This window comes from Ancylobacter sp. GW821-FHT10E12, assembly GCF_058809335.1.
Genome location: NZ_JBXASN010000001.1, coordinates 149,020 through 167,406 on the forward strand (window position 1 = coordinate 149,020; position 18,387 = coordinate 167,406).

Consider the following 18,387-nt stretch of genomic DNA (forward strand, 5'->3'; position numbering starts at 1 on the left):
GAACGGCCTCAGACGCGGGCGAGGGCGACGATGTAGCGGCAGGAGGCGTCCGACTCGTTGGCGAAGGTGACGTCGGAGGGCGGGCCGAAGCCGAGGCAGTCGCCGGCTTCCAGCACATGGCGCCCGACCCCCTCGGTGAGGGCGAGCGTGCCTTCGCGCAGCTGCAGCACCTGGCGGATATGGGCATAGGAGGAGGTCGGCAGGGTGACGCGGGCGCCGGGCGGCAGCTCGACCTCGACCAGCTCGATCGGATGGTCGGGCCGGGCGAAGATCTGCCGGCGGGTGTAGCCGGTCTCGGGATCGCGCCAGACCGGCTGCCCGGCGGCGCGCGCGAGCCGTTCGCCGCCCTCGGCGCGCAGCAGCAGGCCGGCGAGGGTGAGGTCGAAGGCGGCGGACAGGCGCACCAGCGTAACCGCGGTCGGGCTGATCTCGCCGCGCTCGATCTTGCTGATCGTCGCCTTGGAGACGCCGGAACGGGCGGCGAGATCGGCCAGCGACCAACCGCGCGCCTCGCGCTCCAGCCTGAGGCGGCGGGCGAGGCGGGTCCCGGTATCGTCGATCATAGTAGACATTCATCTCTTATAGGAGACGGGCGGGATCGAGACAAGGCGGGTGCGGCTTCAGTGGGGCGGCCTCGCGCATCCCGGCAGCGGGAGCGCGCCCGCCTGCCGCGGCCTGGCGCGTTTGAAGCGGCTTGGCGCGAAAGGGCCGGCGGGGGGCCGCCTGTCCGGCGGGAGGGGTGCGGATTGAACAGGCCGGAGCCCGGTCCGGCGGCAAGGCCCGCTCGACGAGCCGGGACATGTTCCGGCGCGCCGGGCCATGCGGGCAAGCCGCAGGCAAGAAGCAGAAGCGCCCGCCCTCGACCTGACGGCACGGCTGTGCTATCCGGCCGGACCCTTTCGGGAGACGGCGATGAGCCCGCGGCCGATGCAGCGACGACGAGACGAGGAGACCCGCCGGGATTTCGATCCGGGCGCGGGCGATTTCGCTCGCCGATGCCGGCGGCCGTGAATGCACGGTCGCGCGGCGCGGCGATGTGCCGACCTTCGAGCCTTCCGAGCGCCGACATGACCGAACTCTCCATCACCGTCCTCACCGAGCAGCCCTCCGACGATGCCGCCATCGAGCGGCTGGTGGCCCGCACCTTCGGGCCGGGCCGCTATGCCCGCACCGCCTATCGGCTGCGCGAGGGCAACCCGCACCGGCGCGACCTCTCCTTCACCGCCTATATCGGCACCATGCTGGTCGGCTCGGTGCGGCTGACGCCGATCGAGATCGGCACGCAGGCCGCGCTGCTGCTGGGGCCGCTGACCGTGGAGCCGCCATTCCGCTCGCACGGCATCGGCCGGCGGCTGGTGGAGCGTTCTCTCGATGCGGCCAGGGCGCAGATGCATGGCGAAGCCGCGGCGCGGCTGGTGCTGCTGGTGGGCGACGAGCCCTATTACGGCCGCATGGGCTTCAGGCGGGTGCCGCATGGCCAGGTGACGCTTCCGGGGCCGGTGGACCCGGCGCGGGTGCTGGTCTGCGCGCTGGACGAGACGCCGCTGGAGGCGGTGCGCGGGCCGGTGCGGCGGGATGCCTCGCTGCGCTGACCCCTCGGGGGGCTCTTCCGATGGCGGCGGGGCGCGGCGCGATCGGCGCGCCTCCGGCGGCTTGAAGCCGTCATCGCTGCCATCCTATAGGCTTGTGTTGCCGCCATCGCGGCGCGGGGGAGGATCGCTTGAACGGTGACGAACTGAGGGTCATTCTGTGCCGGCTGGAGAAGGGCATGTCGCTGACGGTTCCCGATGAATGGCTCGACAAGCACATCGCCGGCACCAACGCCGCCCGCGCGGCGCTGGTTGCCGAGATCGCGCGGCAGTATTTCTGCGTGACCAAGCCGAATATCGGCTCGCAGACCTTCGAGAAGCAGGACGTGCCGTTCACGGGGTGAGGGGGACGTTCAGTCCAGCCGATGGGACAGGTGCGCCATGTCCTTCGATTAAGGCAATGCTCTCAGCAGGATGAAACGGAGCATGGTTTCTGGCGGCTCCTCACCGGTGACGATGCGGATAAACATTTCCGCGAAGGTGGAATGATCCGGCATGACCAGCTCGAAGCCGTTCATTTCCCAGAACGCGATCATCGCCGCCCACCCTGTTCTTTTGTTGCCCTGGGCGAACGGGTGGTTGCGTGCGATCGCGACGCCGAGATCGAGTTCCGGGAGAGCGACACTTTCACCATAGAGGAAACGATGGCGCGGCACGGCACAGGCCGAGGCAAGCAGGTCTTCGCCGCGTAAGTGAAACGGCTCCGCCGTCGCGTCGACGAGATGGCGATTGAGCGCGACGACGAGATCCGGTCCAACCCAATCGGGCTCGATCACCCTATTCGGCGAGTTTGGAAAGCACGTTCGGCCAGCGCTTGAGCAGCCGTTCGGAAAATTCCGCGGGGTCGACGGGCCGCTTGCGCGGGGTGACGGCATCGTCCCGGCCGTCCTCTTTCGAGGTGTCGCGTTTAACCCGGACGGTCTCTTTTTCGGGTTTGTAGGCGCGGATGCTCATCGGTCTCGTCTCCGTGCCGACAATGTAGAGCCTCCGCCCCGGCGCTTCAACCGTCGCTCGCCTACCTTCCCTCCCTTGCCCACGCCGCCGCGATGCCGGCGAGCAGGATCAGCAGGCCCGACAGGCCGGCGAACAGCGGGAACAGGCCGAGGCCGCGCACCACCGAGACGTCGCGCAAAGCGAGGCCCATCCAGTCCTCGCCGGCGAAGCGCTCGCCGGAGCGCACCGCCACCACCCGCGGCACGCCGCCGGCGAGATCGGCCATGCGCCAGATGCCGCCGCCGGTGGCTTCCACCGCCGGGCGCAGCGCCTGCGTGGTCGAGGTCACCTCGGCGAATTCGCGCGGGTTGAGCGGGCCGACATTCACCAGCGCCGTGTGGGTGCCGTCGCTCGCCCGCCACAGGCCGAGCCTGTCGGCCGGGAAGGTGGCGCGGAACAGGCCGGGCTCCACCTGGGCCAGGGTGAGGCTGCGGGTCTGGCCGGTGGGGTTGGTGACGATGACGGTGGGGGCGGCATCGCCCATGGTCTGGCGCTCGACCACGAGGTCCGGCCCGTGGGCGACGAGGCGCAGCCGCTCCTCCTCCAGGTCCGGCTCCTTCATCAGCCAGTGCGACAGCCGGCGCAGCAGGTCGATATAGGGGCCGCCGCCCTCGAAGCCGCGCGCCCACAGCCAGAAATGGTCGGAGAGCAGCAGGGCGACGCGGCCCTGGCCGACGCGGTCGAGCAGCAGGATCGGCTTGCCATCCGGCCCGTCCATCACGCTGGTGCCGCGCGCGCCCTGGGTGTCGACGACGCGGAAGAAGCGCGCCCAGGCCGGCGGCTCGCTCTGCGAGCCGGGCAGGGCGCGGGTGACCGGATGGCGGCGGCCGGGCTCGGTGAGCTGGGCGCGGAACGGCGTCTCGGTCATGTGCCCGGTGGGCGCGGCGGGCAGCACCGCCTCCAGCGGGGTGTTGAACACCGAGCCGTCGGAGACGTAATCGGTGCCGGCGGCGACCAGCAGCGCGCCGCCTTCCTCCACATAGCGCACGATATTGTCGAAATAGATCATCGGCAGCACGCCCTGCTGGGCGTAGCGGTCGAAGATGATCAGGTCGAAATCCTTGATCTTCTGCTGGAACAGCTCGCGGGTCGGAAAGGCGATCAGCGACAATTCGTTGATCGGGGTGCCGTCCTGCTTCTCCGGCGGGCGCAGGATGGTGAAATGCACGAGGTCGATATTGGCGTCGGATTTCAACAGGTTGCGCCAGGTGCGCTCGCCGACGTGCGGCTCGCCGGAGACCAGCAGCACCCGCAGCTTGTCGCGCACGCCGTCGATGGAGACGGCGGCGCGGTTATTGACCGGGGTGAGCTCGCCCTCCAGTCCGGCGGCCTCGATCTCGACGATGTTGGCGCCCGCATGGGTGATCTCGACATCGATGCGCGCCGGCTGGCCGGCGGTGACGATCGGGCGCGCCACCACCTCGCCGTCGCGGCGCACGGTGACGCCGACGCGGGCGCCGGCCGGGGCGCCTTCGTCCTCGACGCGGTAGCCGATGGTCTGGTTCTGGCCGACAATGCCGAAGCGCGGCGTCGAGGTCAGCGCCACGCGGCGGTCGCGCTCGCCCTCATGGCCGGAAATGATGGCGTGCACCGGAGCGCGGAAGCCGAGCGCCGCCATGTTGGCGGGGATGTCGTGCACGCGGCCGTCGGTGAGGAAGATGGCGCCGGCGACGCGCTCGGGCGGCACGTCGGCGAGCGCGGCGGAAAGCGCGGTGAACAGGCGGGTGCCGTCGACCTCGCCGGCCCCGGCGCCGGCATCGACGAAGCGGATCTCGGCGCCCTGGTCCTTCAGCCGGGCGAGGCGGGTTTCCAGCTCGGCGCGGGCGGCCTCAGTCATGCCGGTGCGGTCGCCGAAATCCTGGCTGGCGCTCCTGTCGACCACGACGGCGACCACGGTGGAGAGCGGCTCGCGCTCCTCGCGGGTGAGCGAGGGATTGGCGAGCGCCAGCACCGCCAGCGCCAGGGCGAGGGCGCGGAAGACCGAGCCGCGGGTGCGGGCGACGACGAGCAGCAGCGCCACGGCGCCGGCAATGACGGCGGCGGCGATCAGCAGCGGCAGCGGAATGAGCGGATCGAAGGCGAGGCCGAGATTCATCGGGCGGGGCCTCCGTCAGATCGGTGGCGCGCGGGCAGGCGGCTCGCGCTGCTCCACCTCTCCCCGAGGGGGAGAGGTCGGCCCACAGGGCCGGGTGAGGGGGCGGGACGGGTTGCCGGGCCGGCGCAGCCCCTCACCCCATCCCTCTCCCCGACGGGGAGAGGGAACAGGGGCGTACAGGCGGGAAAGGCCACGTCGCTCATTGCCCCAGCCTTTCCAGCAGCGCCGGCACATGCACCTGGTCGGCCTTGTAGTTGCCGGTGAGCACATACATCACGAGGTTGGCGCCGGAGCGGAAGGCGAGCTCGCGCTGGCGGGCGCCGCCCTCGGCGATCGGCAGCATCGGCTGGCCGTCCGACGTCGAGGCCCAGGCGCCGGCGAGGTCGTTGGAGGTGATGACCACCGGCGAGACGCCGTCGCCGGCGCGGGCCGGGCGTTCCTCGCCCTCCTCGGCGGGAGGCAGCGCCTCCACCCAGGTGGTGCCGCCGGAAAAGCGGCCGGGGAAATCGCGCATCAGGAAGAACGCCTTGGTGAGCACATGGTCGCGCGGCACCGGCTCCAGCTCCGGGATGTCCAGCCCGTCGAGAATGGCCCGCAGCGCGGTGTTGGAGGGGGTGGCGGCGCTGGCGCCGGGAATGGCGGTCTCGGCGTCGCGGGTGTCGAAGACGATGGTGCCGCCCTGCTTCATGAAGGCGTCGACGCGCGCCAGCGTCTCGGGCGGCAGCCGGGAGGCGGTGGGCAGCACCGGCCAGTAGATGAGCGGGAAGAAGGACAGCTCGTCGCGCGCGAGGTCGACGCCCATCGGCTCGCCGGCCTCCAGCGCGGTGCGCTCGCCGAGGAAATCGGTGAGGCCCTGCAGGCCGGAGCGGCTGACCTCGTCGGTCTCGGAATCGCCGGTGACGACATAGGCGAGGCGGGTGGAACTGGTCGCCTTCACCGCGAAGTCGATCTCGGCCTGCGTCATCGGCTTGTCGGTGCGGGCGACGGGGCCGGGAGCGGCCGGCGTGCCGGCCTGTGCCGGTGCCTGGGACTGGGCCTGTGGCTGGGCCGGCACCTGCGCAAGGGCGGGGGCGACCAGCAGCCCGGCCAGCGCCACGGCGAGGATGAGGCTCGCGCTGGTGGAGGCGCGGCGCGGGGCGAGGCGGGACAGGCCGCCGGCGAGCAGGAACACGATCATGGCGTCCACCAGCAGCAAGGCGAGGAGGGCGAGGAGCAGCGGCGCGCGCAGGTCGCGCGGGGCGGCATCGCGATAGGGCTCGATCCGGCCGAGACCGGCGAGGTCGAGCGGCATCAGCCGGTCGGCGGGCAGCAGTGCGTTCACCGCCACCAGCCCTTCCGGCGGGCCGTAGAAGCCGGGGGGATGATCGGCGCTGGCGCGGCCGGCAAAGCCGACCGGGATCGCCTTGGCGGTGGGCGTCACCGGGCGGAAGGCGCCGAAGCCGTCGAGCAGCCGGCTCGGCGGCACGGTCTCGCCGGGCGTGGCGGCGGCCTCGCCGCCGGTGCCGGGTCCGGCATCGGCCTGGGTCTCGGCGGCGCTGGAGCCGCCGAGCGCCACCACCCGGCGCAGCATGTCGACGAAAGCGCCGGAGAGCGGCAGGTTCGACCAGGAGCTGTCGGCGGTGACGTGGAACAGCACCAGCATGCCGGCGCCGCGCTTCTCGCCGGTGACGAGCGGGGTGCCGTCGGTGAGCGTCGCCCAGGTGCGGGCGGCGAGCAGGCCGTCCGGCTCGGCGAGCACCTGCCGCTCGACGGTGACGTCGTTCGGCACCGGCACGTCGCGGAACGGTCCCTCGGCCGAGAAGCCGCCGAGCGATTGCGGCTGTTCCCAGGACAGCGAGCCGCCGAGCACGCGGCCGCCGCGCCGGAGCGTCACCGGCACCAGGTCGTCGGAGCCGTTGGCGAGGCGGGGGCCGGCGAAGCGGATCAGCACGCCGCCGCCCTCGATCCAGCGCTGAAGGCGGGCGCGGGTCTCGGGCGGGATGGTGCCGATGTCGGAGAGCACGATCACCGGCAGCTTCTGGTCGATGAAGCGCTCGATCGCCTCGGCGCTGGCGGCGCCGTCGGCGGGGCGGATATCGGCGAAGGGGCCGAGCGCGCGGGTGAGATAATAGGAGGGCGAGAGCAGCGGCTGGCGCTGGTCGGCGGTGGCGCCGGAGACGAGGCCGACGGTGCGCCGGCGCCAGCGCTTGTCGAGCAACTGCACCGCGCCGGCGGATTCCTCGCCGGCAATGTCCAGCCGCGCGACCTCGTTGCGGATCTCGACCGGCATGTCGAAGCGCGCCTCGGTCTCGCGGGCGCCGGGCTCGAAGCCGAACGGCGCCTCGCCGAGCGACAGGCCGCGCATGTCGAGCGCCCGCACGATGCCGGCGCGCGGCAGCACGTCGCGGTCGGCGCGCAGCACCTTCACGGTGAGCGCCCCGGCGGCGTTGTCGGCGCCGGCGAGCGCCAGCGGCTCCTCGACGCCGTCGGCCAGCGTGGTGAGCGGACGCGGGCCGGCGATGGCGGCAAGCTCGGCGGTGAAGCCGTCGGCACCTTCGAACTGCACGCCGTCGGAGAGATAGACGAGGCCGGCCTCCGGCGCGCCTTCGAGCGCTTTGCGCAGGCTGGCCAGCGCAGCGCCGCGATCCGGCACATGCGGCACCGGGGCGAGGCTGCGCAGGCGCTCGCGCGCCTCGTTCGGCGCCATCACCCGCGGATCGAGCGGCGGATCGCCGGTGGGAACGAGCACGACGCCACGCCCGGCAAGGTCGGCATCGGCGACGATGCCCTCGGCGCTGGCGCGCCGCGCCTCCCAGGAGGAGGCGGCCGGCCAGCCGGAATCGATCAGCAGCACCACCGGGCCGGAGGAGGCGGGGCCGGCGACCGGCGGATTCCAGATCGGCCCGGCGGCGGCGAAGATCACCAGCGCGGCGAGCAACAGCCGCAGCACGGTGAGCCACCACGGCGTGCGGGCCGGGGTCTCCTCCTTGGGCGGGATGTCGAGCAGCAGCCGCGTCGGGGCGAAGGCGATGCGGCGCGGACGCGGCGGCACCAGCCGCAGCAGGAACCACAGCAGCGGCAGCGCGGCGAGCGCGGCGAGCAGCAGCGGGGTGGCGAAGGCGATGGGGAGGCCGAACAGACCGCTCATGATGCAGGGCCTCCGGCGGCCGGCGCGTGGCCTGCATGGTCGCCGTGATCGGCGGGCTGGGCGCCGCGGTCGTCGGCGGCGGGCTCGTAGTCCGGCTCGCCGACGGGCATGGGCGGCACCGCGGCGCCGCCGCCGGTCATGCGGGCGTGCAGGGCGAGCAGCAACTCGCTCGCCGGCCGGTCGGTGCGGTGGACGAGGAAGCTCCAGGTGCGGCGCTCGGCCTCGCGGCGGATGATGGCGCGGTGGCGGGCGACGCGGGCGACATAGTCGGCACGCACCGTCTCGGCGCGGCCGATGGTGAGCACGGTGCCGGTTTCCGGCTCGCGGAACTCGATGCGGCCGGAGAACGGGAAGGTCTCCTCGGCCGGGTCGCAGACCTGCACCACATGGCCGTGGGCGCCGGAGGCGGCGAGGCCGGCGAGGCTGGCGACCACGTCCGGCGTCGGGCTCCACAGGTCGCCGAGCAGCACCACCTCGGCGAGCGGCGAGGGCGAGAAGGCCGGCGGCAGGCTCTGCGGCAGGCTGGAGGCGTGGACGAGCGATTCCGCCATCTTCTCGACGATGCGGCGCGAGGCGGAGGGGCGCATGACGCCGGGAATGCCGACGCGCTCGCCCCCCTTCACCAGCAGCTCGGCGAGGGCGAAGGCGAGGACGAGGGCGCGGTCGCGCTTGGTCTCCCAGACCAGCGGCGAGGCGAACACCATGGAGGCGGACAGGTCCGGCCAGATCCACACCGTGTGGGCGGCCTCCCATTCGCGCTCGCGGACATAGAGATGGTCGTCGCGGGCGGAGCGGCGCCAGTCGACGCGGGCGGAGGGTTCGCCGTCGACGAAGCGGCGGTACTGCCAGAAATTCTCGCCGGAGCCGGCGCGGCGGCGCCCGTGCAGGCCGTGATAGACGCTGGCGGCGATCTTGCGCGCCTCCAGCACCAGGCGCGGCATGGCGGCTACGAGGCCGGCGGCGTCCTGCGCCGCACTTCTGACGGCAATATCCGCGTCTAATTCCATCAACCCGTCCTAAGCTACCCCCGCCGCATTCAGCCGATCTTCGCCGCCAGCTTGGCGATGAGCCCCGTCACCGTCTCGCCATCCGCCCGCGCGGCGAAGGTGAGCGCCATGCGGTGCTTGAGCACGGGTTCGGCGAGCGCCACCACGTCGTCGACCGAGGGGGCGTAGCGCCCGTCCAGCAGGGCGCGGGCGCGCACCGCCAGCATCAGCGACTGCGAGGCGCGCGGGCCGGGGCCCCAGGCGATGAACTTGGCGAGCGCGCCGGCATCCGGCCCCGGACGGGCGGAACGCACCAGCGTGAGGATGGCCTCCACCACCGATTCGCCGACCGGCAGGCGGCGCACCAGCCGCTGGGCGGCGGCGAGGTCCTCGGCGGTCATCACCGCCTTGGGCTTGGTCTCCTCGGCGCTGGTGGTGTCGAACAGGATCTTCCGCTCGGCGTCGCGGTCGGGATAGTCGACGTCGATTTCCATCAGGAAGCGGTCGAGCTGGGCTTCGGGCAGCGGATAGGTGCCCTCCTGCTCCAGCGGGTTCTGGGTGGCGAGGACGTGGAAGGGCCTGGGCAGGTCGTGGCGCAGGCCGGCGACGGTGACGTGGCCTTCCTGCATCGACTGCAGCAGCGCCGACTGGGTGCGCGGCGAGGCGCGGTTGATCTCGTCCGCCATCAGCAGCTGGGCGAAGACCGGGCCGGGAATGAAGCGGAAGGAGCGCCGGCCGCCGGCGCCTTCCTCCAGCACCTCGGCGCCGAGAATGTCGGAGGGCATCAGGTCGGGGGTGAACTGCACGCGGCGGGCATCGAGCCCGAGCACGGTGCCGAGGGTTTCCACCAGCTTGGTCTTGGCGAGGCCGGGCACGCCGACCAGCAGGCCGTGGCCGCCGGACAGGATGGTGATGAGCGTGCGCTCCACCACCGCCTCCTGGCCGAAGATGACGGCGCCGATGCCGCCGCGGGCGGCGCGCACATTGGCCGCCGTGGCTTCCGCCGAGCGGACGATCATGGCGTCGAGGGATTCGAAATTCTCGCCGGTCGCTGACGTCATGTCGTGCTCCTTACGTCCGATCCTCTGCCCCATGTGCCGTAGCAAGGTCGAGGCCAGACCTTTGCCCGCCTCGATCCTTTGCCGGCCATGTTGCATCGCAAAAAATTATATTGCAATGCACATAGCCGAATACCACTAGCCTCGGCACGGGGTTCCGCGCCGGCGAGCTTACGCTATCTTCACATCGCGTCGACTATCGGGCGGGGCATCACGACTGCGCGATTAAGCTCGTGTGACAGAGAAAGAATCGTAGTGTCAGACACTTCCGGGCGACTTGACGATTTCATGAGGTCGGTCGCCTCCGCCGGCGGCGCGGGCGGGCCGCCGCTCGAGCGCTGGGACCCGCCCGATTGCGGCGAGATCGACATTCGCATCGACCGCGAGGGCGGCTGGCACCATGAGGGGCGGCCGATCGGGCGGCCGGCGCTGGTGCGCCTGTTCGCCTCGGTGATGCGGCGCGAGGGCGAGCGCCACGTGCTGGTGACGCCGGTGGAGAAGCTCGGCATACGCGTCGAGGACGCGCCGTTCCTGGCGGTGGAGATGCGGGTGGGCGAAGGGACGGGCCAGAAGATGGGCGACGCGGCGCGGCTTGCCTTCCGCACCAATCTCGACGACTGGGTGGTCTGCGATGCCGGGCACCCGCTGCGCTTCGATCCGCAGGCGGCGAAGGGCGAGGTGCGTCCCTATATCTATGTGCGCCGCGGCCTGTGGGCGCGGCTGACGCGGCCGGTATTCCTCGAACTCGTCGAGCGGGGCGAGGAGCGCCGGATCGAGGGGCGGGCCGTGTTCGGCGTCGCTTCCGCCGGGGCGTTCTTTCCGATCGCCGCGGCCGAGCAGATGGACCAGAATGGATGAATGCCGCCGTGCCTCCGACCCCCGCGCCGCTGCCTGCCGGTTCGCCCGACCCGGAACGGGTGGAGGATTTCGTCGCCCGCGCGCGCTCGCGGCTGCTGCGGGTGCCGGATATCGACGGCGATCCCGCGCGCGGCGACCATGAGCTGACGCCGGAATTCCGTACCCTCGTCGACCGGCGGCCGGTGAAGGCGGCGGCGGTGCTGATCCCGGTGGTGGCGCGGCCGGAGCCCACGGTGCTGCTGACCCTTCGCTCGGCGCACCTGCCGAATCACCCCGGCCAGATCGCCTTTCCCGGCGGCAAGGTCGACCCCGACGACATCGACCCGCTGCACACCGCCCTGCGCGAGGCGGAGGAGGAGATCGGCCTCGACCGCGCGCTGGTGGCGCCGCTCGGCTATCTCGATGCCTATCTGGCGCGCACCGGCTACCGCATCGTGCCGGTGGTGGGGCTGGTGGAGCCGGAATTCGGCCTGACCCTCAATGCCGGCGAGGTGGACGAAGCCTTCGAGGTGCCGCTCTCCTTCCTGATGAGCACCGGCAACCACGAGCACTATTCGCGCGAGGCGGAAGGAATGCTGCGCACCTTCCACGCCATGCGCTACGAGAAGCGGTTCATCTGGGGCATAACCGCCGGCATCCTGCGCAGCCTCTACGACCGGGTGTATGGCTGATGCTACGCGTGGCGGTCACCGAGATCCTGCTGTTCCTGACGCCCTTCGTGGTGTTCGCGCTGTATCTGCGCTTCGGCCGGCGGGTGGACGCGGCCCTGTCCGGCTGGTCGACGCGGGCGCTGGCGGCGTGCCTCGTCGCCGGGGTGGTGCTGGTGGCGGCGGGGCTGTTCCTGTTCGAGGTCGAGAGCCGCGGGCCGACCACCGGCCGCTACGTGCCGCCGAGCTGGGAGAACGGCCAGCTCATCCCCGGCCATATCGAATGAGCGCCGCCCTGCACCCGCTCATCGCCGGCCGACCGGGCCTCGCCCGCCTGCTCGACGCGCTCGACGGCGCCGGCGAGGAGGCGCGCATCGTCGGCGGGGCGGTGCGCGACTGGCTGGTGCGGCCGAACCCGCCCTGGTCGGAGCGCGGCGATGTCGACATCGCCACCACCGCGACGCCGGACGAGGTGATGCGCCGTGCCGGGGCGGCCGGCTTCCGGCCGGTGCCGACCGGCATCGAGCACGGCACGGTGACGGTGATCGCCGAGGGCCATCCCTATGAGGTGACGACGCTGCGCGAGGATGTCGAGACCGACGGGCGCCGGGCGCAGGTCGCGTTCGGGCGCGACTGGAAGCGGGACGCCGAGCGGCGCGACTTCACCATGAACGCGCTCTTCCTTACCCGCGGGGGCGAGCTCATCGATTTCGTCGGCGGCGAGGCGGATGCCCGCGCCGGGCGGGTGCGCTTCATCGGCGATGCCGACCGGCGCATCGCCGAGGATTACCTGCGCATCCTGCGGCTGTTCCGCTTCCATGCCGGCTACGGTCACGGGCCGGTCGACGCCGGGGCGCTGGCGGCCGCCCGGCGGGGGCGGGACGGGCTCGCCAGGCTTTCGCGCGAGCGGGTACGGGCGGAGCTGATGAAGCTGCTGGTCGCGCCGCGCGCGGCGCCGACGCTGGCGGAGATGGACGAGGCCGGGCTGCTGGCCCCGGTGCTGCTCGCCCCGGTATTGGGCGGGGAGGGCCAAGTCACGGCCGAAGTCACGGCTGAAGTCGCCGCCGAAGTCGCCGCCTTCGCCCGGCTCGCCGCCATCGAGGCGGCGCTGGGCCTCGCCCCCGATGCGGTGCGCCGGCTGGGGGTGCTCGCGGTGCGCGGGGAGGCCGACGCGGCGGCGCTGGCCGAGCGGCTGCGGCTGTCGCGGGCGGAGGCGTCGCGGCTGGCGGCGCTGGCCGGGCCGGCGGCGACGCCGGGCATGTGCGAGAAGGGGCAGAAGGCGGCGCTCTATCGCTTCGGCCCGGAGCGCTTCGAGGACCGCACGCTGATCGCCTTCGCCCGCTCCGGCGCCGCGCTCGACGACGAGGGCTGGCGGGCGGTGGCGGAGCTGCCGCGCCGCTGGCAGGCGCCGGTCTTCCCCCTGAAGGCGGCGGATTTCCTGGCGCGCGGCCTGTCCCCCGGCCCGGAGCTGGGCGCGGCATTGAGGCGGGCGGAGGAGGCATGGGTCGAGGCCGGCTTCCCGCAGGAGGAGGCGGCGCTGGCGGCGATCGCCGACGCGGCGCTCGCCGCGGGGTAGGGCCCCGCAGCCGCTTCCGAGCCGGCGCGACCGCCCGATCCGAACACGAGATCGGGAATGGCGCGGTTCTGGCTCCCGCCGGCTCGCGGTGGTTGAATGGCACCCGTCTCGGCGTCGCCGGAGGAAACCGTCATGGCCGTCGCGTGGACAAGGCCCGTCCGTCTCGTGCTGCTCCTGCTGGCGGTGTTGGCCGCCGGGGCGGCGCCTTCGCGCGCCGAGGACGCGGAATGGCACCTCGACGGGCGCCTCTATGGCAGGTTCCAGCAGGCCGGGACGGCCGGCAAGGGGGAATTCAAGCGGGCGAGGGACATCAGCGGCATTGCCTGCGCCACCGGCAGCGGCTTTCCGCGCCTGTGTCTCGTGGCCGACGACGAGGGGCAGGGCGTGCAGATCGTCATGGTCAGGAAGAACGGCGCCGAGGCGGGCGCCTATATCCCGCTGATCGCCGACCGCTTCGCCGGCGAGCCGCTGGCGCTGGACGCGGAAGGCGTCGCCTATGCGGACGGCGTCTTCTACGTCATCGGCTCGCATGGCCGCCCGCGCCACGAGAACCTCGCCGAGGGGACCGCGCCCGAGAAGCTGCGGGAGGACGCCAGGGCCAGGGCGACGTGGCGGGTGTTCAGCATCCGCCTGGTGCCGGGATCGGTGAGCCGGAACGGCGAGATCCAGGGCCCGCGCCCCTCGATCGACGTCTCGACCGAGCTGCCGGGCATCCTGCGCTCGATCGGGGCGCTGTCGCGCTATTTCGATGCACCGCTGGCCGAGCACGGGTTGAACATCGAAGGCATCGCGGTGCGCGACGGGCGCCTCCATGCCGGGCTGCGGTCGCCGGTGCTGGAAGGGCGGGCGGTGATGGTGTCGGTGCCGCTGGCCACCCTGTTCGACGGCAACGGGCATGCACCGCCGGGCAAGGTCGAGCTGACTACCTTCGACCTCGGCCGCGATGCGCTCGGGGAGCCGCGCGGCATCCGCGACCTCGTCGCGTTCGGCCCGGATTTCCTGGTGCTGGCCGGCCCGCAGCTGGACCCGCCGGCCGGCCGCGCGGCGATGGCGGGCGACTACGCGCTCTACCGTGCCGGCTTGCACGGCGCGACACGGCTCGCCGATCTGCCGGCCGTCGGCAACGGCAAGCCGGAGGCGCTGCTGCCGCTGGAGCTCGACGGCGAGCGCCTGCGGGCGCTGCTGCTGTTCGACGGGCTGCGGGAGGGCGGCGGGCGCATGGTGACGGTGGAGATGAAGTAAAGACGGCCGGTGGCCCGCGGCCGGGCCGGGGCCGAAGCCGTGTCCGTATCCGCGTCCGGCGGGCCGGACGAGAATGTCGCTTGTTGGTACGGGTTCGGAAACTTGACCTGACGATAGGTCGAGCCTAGCTTTCCCTTGGCGAGAGGGAAGGCGATCGTAAAGTAATGACTATTACTTTTGTCGGAATTACCAGATTTAGTCTCGTCACCCTCGATACCTTGAACTGGTTTCAATCGACGCGGCATTTGTCGTTCGACGAAGCCAAGGCCCTCGTGTTCGACAGGGACCGCCTCAAATCGCGGCTGGAGCTGTTTTACCGATTCGCGCTGCCTTCCTATATCAGGCTGACCAGGCACGAACGCTCCTATGCGTTGATCCTGGTGAATCGCGATCTTCCTCGCCTGGTGAGGAAACGCCTCGATGAATTGGTGGCGCCGCATCCGAACATACGGATCGTCCCCCTGCGGGATAATCAGAGTTGCAAGTGGACCCCGCGCACGATGTTGGAGGAACTCGCGAGCGACCGCTGAGCGGCGCCGCGCGAGCCGCAGGACCACGGCTTCATGTATTCGGACGGCTTCGACGATGTCGACGGGCATATCTGGGAGGTGTTCCACATGGCCGGGATGCCGCCGGGGTGATCTGCAATCTATGACTGCATTTTCTGTGGAACGCGGAACCGTCCGATGGTTGAATAGTCCGTGCCATGGTGGGCGCGCTGCGGGCGCTGGTGCTGTTTGATGGGTTGAACGGGGTTGCGGCCGGCTGGGGAGCTTCGAGCTAAAATAGTTGTCCGGAAAGGCGATGCTAGGCGTCATTCTGGAGAATTTACATCTAACGAAAAGTCTCATCTGATAGTTTTCACTTTTATGCCCTTCATGAAACCCGATAATTACGTGCGCAAAAATTAGCCATAAATCGAAACAACTACAAATATAAAAGGAATAAGCTTGTGGTTATTGGTGTTTCAAGTCGTGCGGCTTTGAAGTCGGCCAGCGTTTCCGAGCAGGTTTATTTATATGAAGTTGGGCGTGAGGGGTGGTTCCGCTACAACAATTCCGTGCCGGTCGCGACGCATCAAGCCGACACGCAAGAGGGGATATATGTTGCTCCGACCAGCACAGCCTCGGGCGCGTGGGTGCGCGCCCAACAGGAGGGCATCTATCAGGCCGAGTGGTTCGGCGTTGTCGGTGACGGGTCGACCGATAACGCGTCGGCAATCAATGGGGCCATCAATCTTTTTGCGGCGCTCGGCCGCCCGTTGTCGCTCAAGTTCGGAACCGGCTTCTTCGTGGTTGGCAGCGAAATTCGGCTCGACCTGATCGGCCAGCCTTGGATTGTCTCGGGGGAGGGGTTCTCGACTGAATTCCGCCCGACTGGGTTCGGCGCCGATAAGAAACTGTTCCGCTGTGGCGCGGCCGCTCGTTCATTTTTACGAGATATCCGTATAAACGGCCAGACACGGTTGCGCTCTCATCCCATAGGTATCCACGCCAATTCCATCTCTCAAGGCTTCCTCGATAACGTGTCGATTTCCGGTCTTGGTAATACCGGGGTATGGGCTGGCCGCGCCTATAATTGCGAGTTCGAAAACGTGGACGTTTTCACCTCGGGCTGGGCGACTCTTCATAAGGAAACTTCGATTACGGTTAGCACCACGACCGGCGGCTCGACAATTACAGCGGCGTCAGCGCTGTTCAATTCCGGTGATGTCGGCAAGGTTGTCTATGTCGAACAGGACTCAGGTTGTATCCGCGGCACCATCCAGAGCGTTAGCGGTTCGACAGTGGCGGTCGTCGACAGCGTTTTTTACGCGACCAAGACAGGTGCGATCATTAGCTTCGACTACGCCCGCGGGGCAATGACCGCGGGAAGCCCGGTATTGACGATGCAGGACGGCATTTTCGACGCAGCGGATGTCGGTCGGTACATCTATGTTGAGGATGCTGGGAAAAGCGGGGGGTTCCTGATCTCCAAGATTTCCGCGGTGACCAGCGGCACCACGGTGACATTGGCTGACAATGCTGCAACTACGATGACTAATGGTAGGGCCTTTCTCACGCCGTCTGTGGTATTCGCCGGGTATGAGATGCCGGGAGATACGCCGGTTAATGACATAAAGGCCAATCTTCACGTTGAACAACATCTCGGCCCCGGCATTTTTATCGACGACGGTCTTCAGGTTCTCCTGTCCGCTCCGAAGGCGCATAGCCGGTCGCTGTGGCAGACGAACTTCAGCTGGGGTGCCGAGCCCATTATCGTTAATGGGACACAACGTGTGCAGATCGACAAGCTTGACCGCTCGATGTGCGGGTGTCAGGCGCCGCTTCTAATGGTTGGCGATCATCCCTCCGTCTACCTGAGCAGCCTACAGATTACATCACCGACTTATGGCGTTGGCACGGCCATGGTCGCGCGGGTAAAATGCACCGATGTCTATAATTGGACACTCGATGTCGGAACTGTCATGACGACGGCCGTACGCGAACGCTTCTCAAGCGGCATCGTCAATGAAGAAGGCATGTCCGTCACGCGACGCCGGGCGACTGTAAGCGGCGTTATACAGGACTTCGACGCACCAGAAGGAATTGCCTTTGATTTGCCGACAAAAGCTGGAGCATTTCGATCGGCGGTCGAGATATATATAAATGTCAATAAATTTGTAAAGTTTACTCCAGCGGTCAGCGCTGGGCTGTTCTCGCTTAAATGCCATCAAACGCTCAGTTATTGGGGGGATTTTCGTTTTTCAATAGGCGCAAATCTCTTCCAAGCCGTTGCGGGTTCGCTCGGTTCGGCAAATATTGTCGTCGGGACGGGGCCGATGAACGGAACAACCACGGGAACGGCGGGCGCAATTACTGTTTCCCTAGATAACGGTATCATTTACATTCAAAATCGTACGGGTTCAGGCCGTAATTTCTCGTGGACTATCACTTAGATTTGGCGCCACCGCCATCTGGTACATGGTGACGTTGACAGGCGCTAGAACCGCGCTCCACACCGGTGGAGACTGGGCGGGACGAGGCCTATGATGTGCTGAAAGCCGATTTTCCCTTCATCAACACCACGATGATGCGGGCACTGTCCTTCTCTCCATCCCTGTGCCGCCCGCCGGGCCGGATGCTCACGGCCACTTCACCACCGGCGGCATCGAGGACAGGATCGAATCCACATTGCCGCCGGTCTTCAGGCCGAACACCGTGCCGCGGTCGTGCAGCAGGTTGAACTCGACATAGCGGCCGCGGCGGACGAGCTGCTCCTCGCGGTCCTCGTCCGTCCACGGCGCGGCCATGTTGGCGCGCACGAGGCGCGGATAGATGTCGAGGAAGGCGAGGCCGACCTCGCGGGTGAAGTCGAAATCGGCGTCGCGGTCGCCGGAATCCAGCCAATCGTAGAAAATGCCGCCGATGCCCCGCGGCTCCTTGCGGTGCGGCAGGAAGAAATACTCGTCGCACCATTCCCTGAGCGCGCCGTAGTCGGCGACCGCATGGGCCTCGCAGGCGCCGCGCATGGCGGCATGGAAGGCGAGGGCGTCGGCATCGTCCTGGCGGCGGCGGCGGTCGAGCACCGGGGTGAGGTCCGCCCCGCCGCCGAACCAGGCCTTCGAGGTGACGACGAAGCGGGTGTTCATGTGCACCGCCGGCACATGCGGGCTCGCCAGATGGGCGATCAGCGAGATGCCGGTGGCGTGGAAGCGCGGATCCGCCTCGGCGCCGGGGATCTGGGCGCGGAATTCCGGGGCGAATTCGCCGAACACCGTCGAGCAATGCACGCCAACCTTCTCGAACAGCCTGCCATGCATCATCGACATCACCCCGCCGCCGCCCGCCGCGCCGGTATGATCGGCGCGGCTCCACGGCGTCCGCACGAAGCGGCCGGGGGCGCCGGGATAGAGACCGGCGGGCGCCTCGTCCTCCAGCGTCTCGAAGGCGGTGCAGATGCGGTCGCGCAGACCCTCGAACCAGGCGCGGGCGGCGGCCTTGGTCGCCTCGATCGCCGCCGGATCGAGCGGGGTGCCGGGCGCGTTGCGGGCGGCGGACGAATGGTCGGTCATGGGCGGCTTCCTCCCTGCGCCGCTGCTTCTAGCCTCCCCGCAGGCCCGGGGACAACCGATCGGTGCTGGCGCGCCGGCCGCGACTCGTATCTGTTCATGATTGGTTCACGCTTGTTCCCCCGCTGACATACTGCCGCCGCATCGGCGGCGGAAAAGGCGATC

Annotated in this window: 17 protein-coding genes; 9 read left to right on the plus strand and 8 right to left on the minus strand. The window is 69.5% G+C overall.

Translation table 11 applies throughout. The annotated features are described in order from the left end of the window. Window positions 1-8: 8 nt before the first annotated feature. Complete coding sequence (locus tag AC1RU4_RS00790; RefSeq protein ID WP_492889075.1) at window positions 9-572, minus strand: helix-turn-helix domain-containing protein; 564 nt, start codon at window positions 570-572, stop codon at window positions 9-11. Window positions 573-1,067: 495 nt separating this feature from the next. Between AC1RU4_RS00790 and AC1RU4_RS00795 the strand changes: the two genes are divergently transcribed. After that, window positions 1,068-1,592 carry a GNAT family N-acetyltransferase gene (locus AC1RU4_RS00795; protein WP_492889076.1) on the plus strand — a complete coding sequence of 175 codons (525 nt, stop codon included), beginning with the start codon at window positions 1,068-1,070 and terminating at the stop codon, window positions 1,590-1,592. A gap of 128 nt (window positions 1,593-1,720) precedes the next feature. Then, a complete protein-coding gene (locus AC1RU4_RS00800) occupies window positions 1,721-1,933 on the plus strand; it encodes a hypothetical protein (protein ID WP_492889077.1) in 213 nt (70 codons plus the stop codon). Window positions 1,934-1,981: 48 nt separating this feature from the next. On the opposite strand, the gene AC1RU4_RS00805 is transcribed toward AC1RU4_RS00800, so the two are convergent. The 6 genes from AC1RU4_RS00805 to AC1RU4_RS00830 form a co-directional block, all read right to left on the minus strand. Next, complete coding sequence (locus tag AC1RU4_RS00805) at window positions 1,982-2,365, minus strand: type II toxin-antitoxin system death-on-curing family toxin (protein WP_492889078.1); 384 nt, start codon at window positions 2,363-2,365, stop codon at window positions 1,982-1,984. Between the two features lies 1 nt (window position 2,366). Then, window positions 2,367-2,543 carry a hypothetical protein gene (locus tag AC1RU4_RS00810; protein ID WP_492889079.1) on the minus strand — a complete coding sequence of 59 codons (177 nt, stop codon included), beginning with the start codon at window positions 2,541-2,543 and terminating at the stop codon, window positions 2,367-2,369. A gap of 61 nt (window positions 2,544-2,604) precedes the next feature. Then, on the minus strand, window positions 2,605-4,677 hold the full coding sequence (locus tag AC1RU4_RS00815) for a hypothetical protein (RefSeq protein ID WP_492889080.1): 2,073 nt from the start codon (window positions 4,675-4,677) through the stop codon (window positions 2,605-2,607). 199 nt (window positions 4,678-4,876) lie between these two features. Continuing rightward, entirely contained in the window at window positions 4,877-7,795 is a 2,919-nt protein-coding gene (locus AC1RU4_RS00820) for a DUF4159 domain-containing protein (RefSeq protein WP_492889397.1), read from the minus strand. A 5-nt stretch (window positions 7,796-7,800) separates the two neighbouring features. Then, window positions 7,801-8,811, minus strand: a complete 1,011-nt coding sequence (locus AC1RU4_RS00825; protein WP_492889081.1) for a DUF58 domain-containing protein — start codon at window positions 8,809-8,811, stop codon at window positions 7,801-7,803. Window positions 8,812-8,840: 29 nt separating this feature from the next. Beyond that, entirely contained in the window at window positions 8,841-9,851 is a 1,011-nt protein-coding gene (locus AC1RU4_RS00830; protein ID WP_492889082.1) for an AAA family ATPase, read from the minus strand. Window positions 9,852-10,136: 285 nt separating this feature from the next. Here AC1RU4_RS00830 and AC1RU4_RS00835 point away from each other — a divergent pair, with 285 nt between their 5' ends. The 7 genes from AC1RU4_RS00835 (at window position 10,137) to AC1RU4_RS00865 (ending at window position 17,109) form a co-directional block, all read left to right on the plus strand. Beyond that, on the plus strand, window positions 10,137-10,706 hold the full coding sequence (locus tag AC1RU4_RS00835; protein WP_492889083.1) for a DUF1285 domain-containing protein: 570 nt from the start codon (window positions 10,137-10,139) through the stop codon (window positions 10,704-10,706). Next, a complete protein-coding gene (locus tag AC1RU4_RS00840) occupies window positions 10,703-11,377 on the plus strand; it encodes a CoA pyrophosphatase (protein ID WP_492889084.1) in 675 nt (224 codons plus the stop codon). The genes AC1RU4_RS00835 and AC1RU4_RS00840 overlap by 4 nt, the downstream gene beginning before the upstream one ends. Beyond that, the gene (locus AC1RU4_RS00845) at window positions 11,377-11,640 is read left to right on the plus strand and encodes a DUF6111 family protein (protein ID WP_492889085.1); all 264 of its coding nucleotides are present in this window, start codon (window positions 11,377-11,379) and stop codon (window positions 11,638-11,640) included. Before AC1RU4_RS00840 ends, AC1RU4_RS00845 begins: the two co-directional genes overlap by 1 nt. Then, on the plus strand, window positions 11,637-12,929 hold the full coding sequence (locus tag AC1RU4_RS00850; RefSeq protein WP_492889086.1) for a CCA tRNA nucleotidyltransferase: 1,293 nt from the start codon (window positions 11,637-11,639) through the stop codon (window positions 12,927-12,929). Before AC1RU4_RS00845 ends, AC1RU4_RS00850 begins: the two co-directional genes overlap by 4 nt. A 132-nt stretch (window positions 12,930-13,061) precedes the next feature. Beyond that, on the plus strand, window positions 13,062-14,171 hold the full coding sequence (locus AC1RU4_RS00855; protein WP_492889087.1) for a DUF3616 domain-containing protein: 1,110 nt from the start codon (window positions 13,062-13,064) through the stop codon (window positions 14,169-14,171). Window positions 14,172-14,335: 164 nt separating this feature from the next. Next, the gene (locus AC1RU4_RS00860; protein ID WP_492889088.1) at window positions 14,336-14,701 is read left to right on the plus strand and encodes a glycosyltransferase; all 366 of its coding nucleotides are present in this window, start codon (window positions 14,336-14,338) and stop codon (window positions 14,699-14,701) included. 422 nt (window positions 14,702-15,123) lie between these two features. Next, window positions 15,124-17,109, plus strand: coding sequence for a hypothetical protein (locus AC1RU4_RS00865; protein ID WP_492889089.1), 1,986 nt, complete (start codon window positions 15,124-15,126; stop codon window positions 17,107-17,109). Between the two features lie 186 nt (window positions 17,110-17,295). Here AC1RU4_RS00865 and hemF read toward each other — a convergent pair whose 3' ends face one another. Then, window positions 17,296-18,225 carry an oxygen-dependent coproporphyrinogen oxidase gene (gene hemF, locus AC1RU4_RS00870; protein ID WP_492889090.1) on the minus strand — a complete coding sequence of 310 codons (930 nt, stop codon included), beginning with the start codon at window positions 18,223-18,225 and terminating at the stop codon, window positions 17,296-17,298. Window positions 18,226-18,387: the final 162 nt, after the last annotated feature.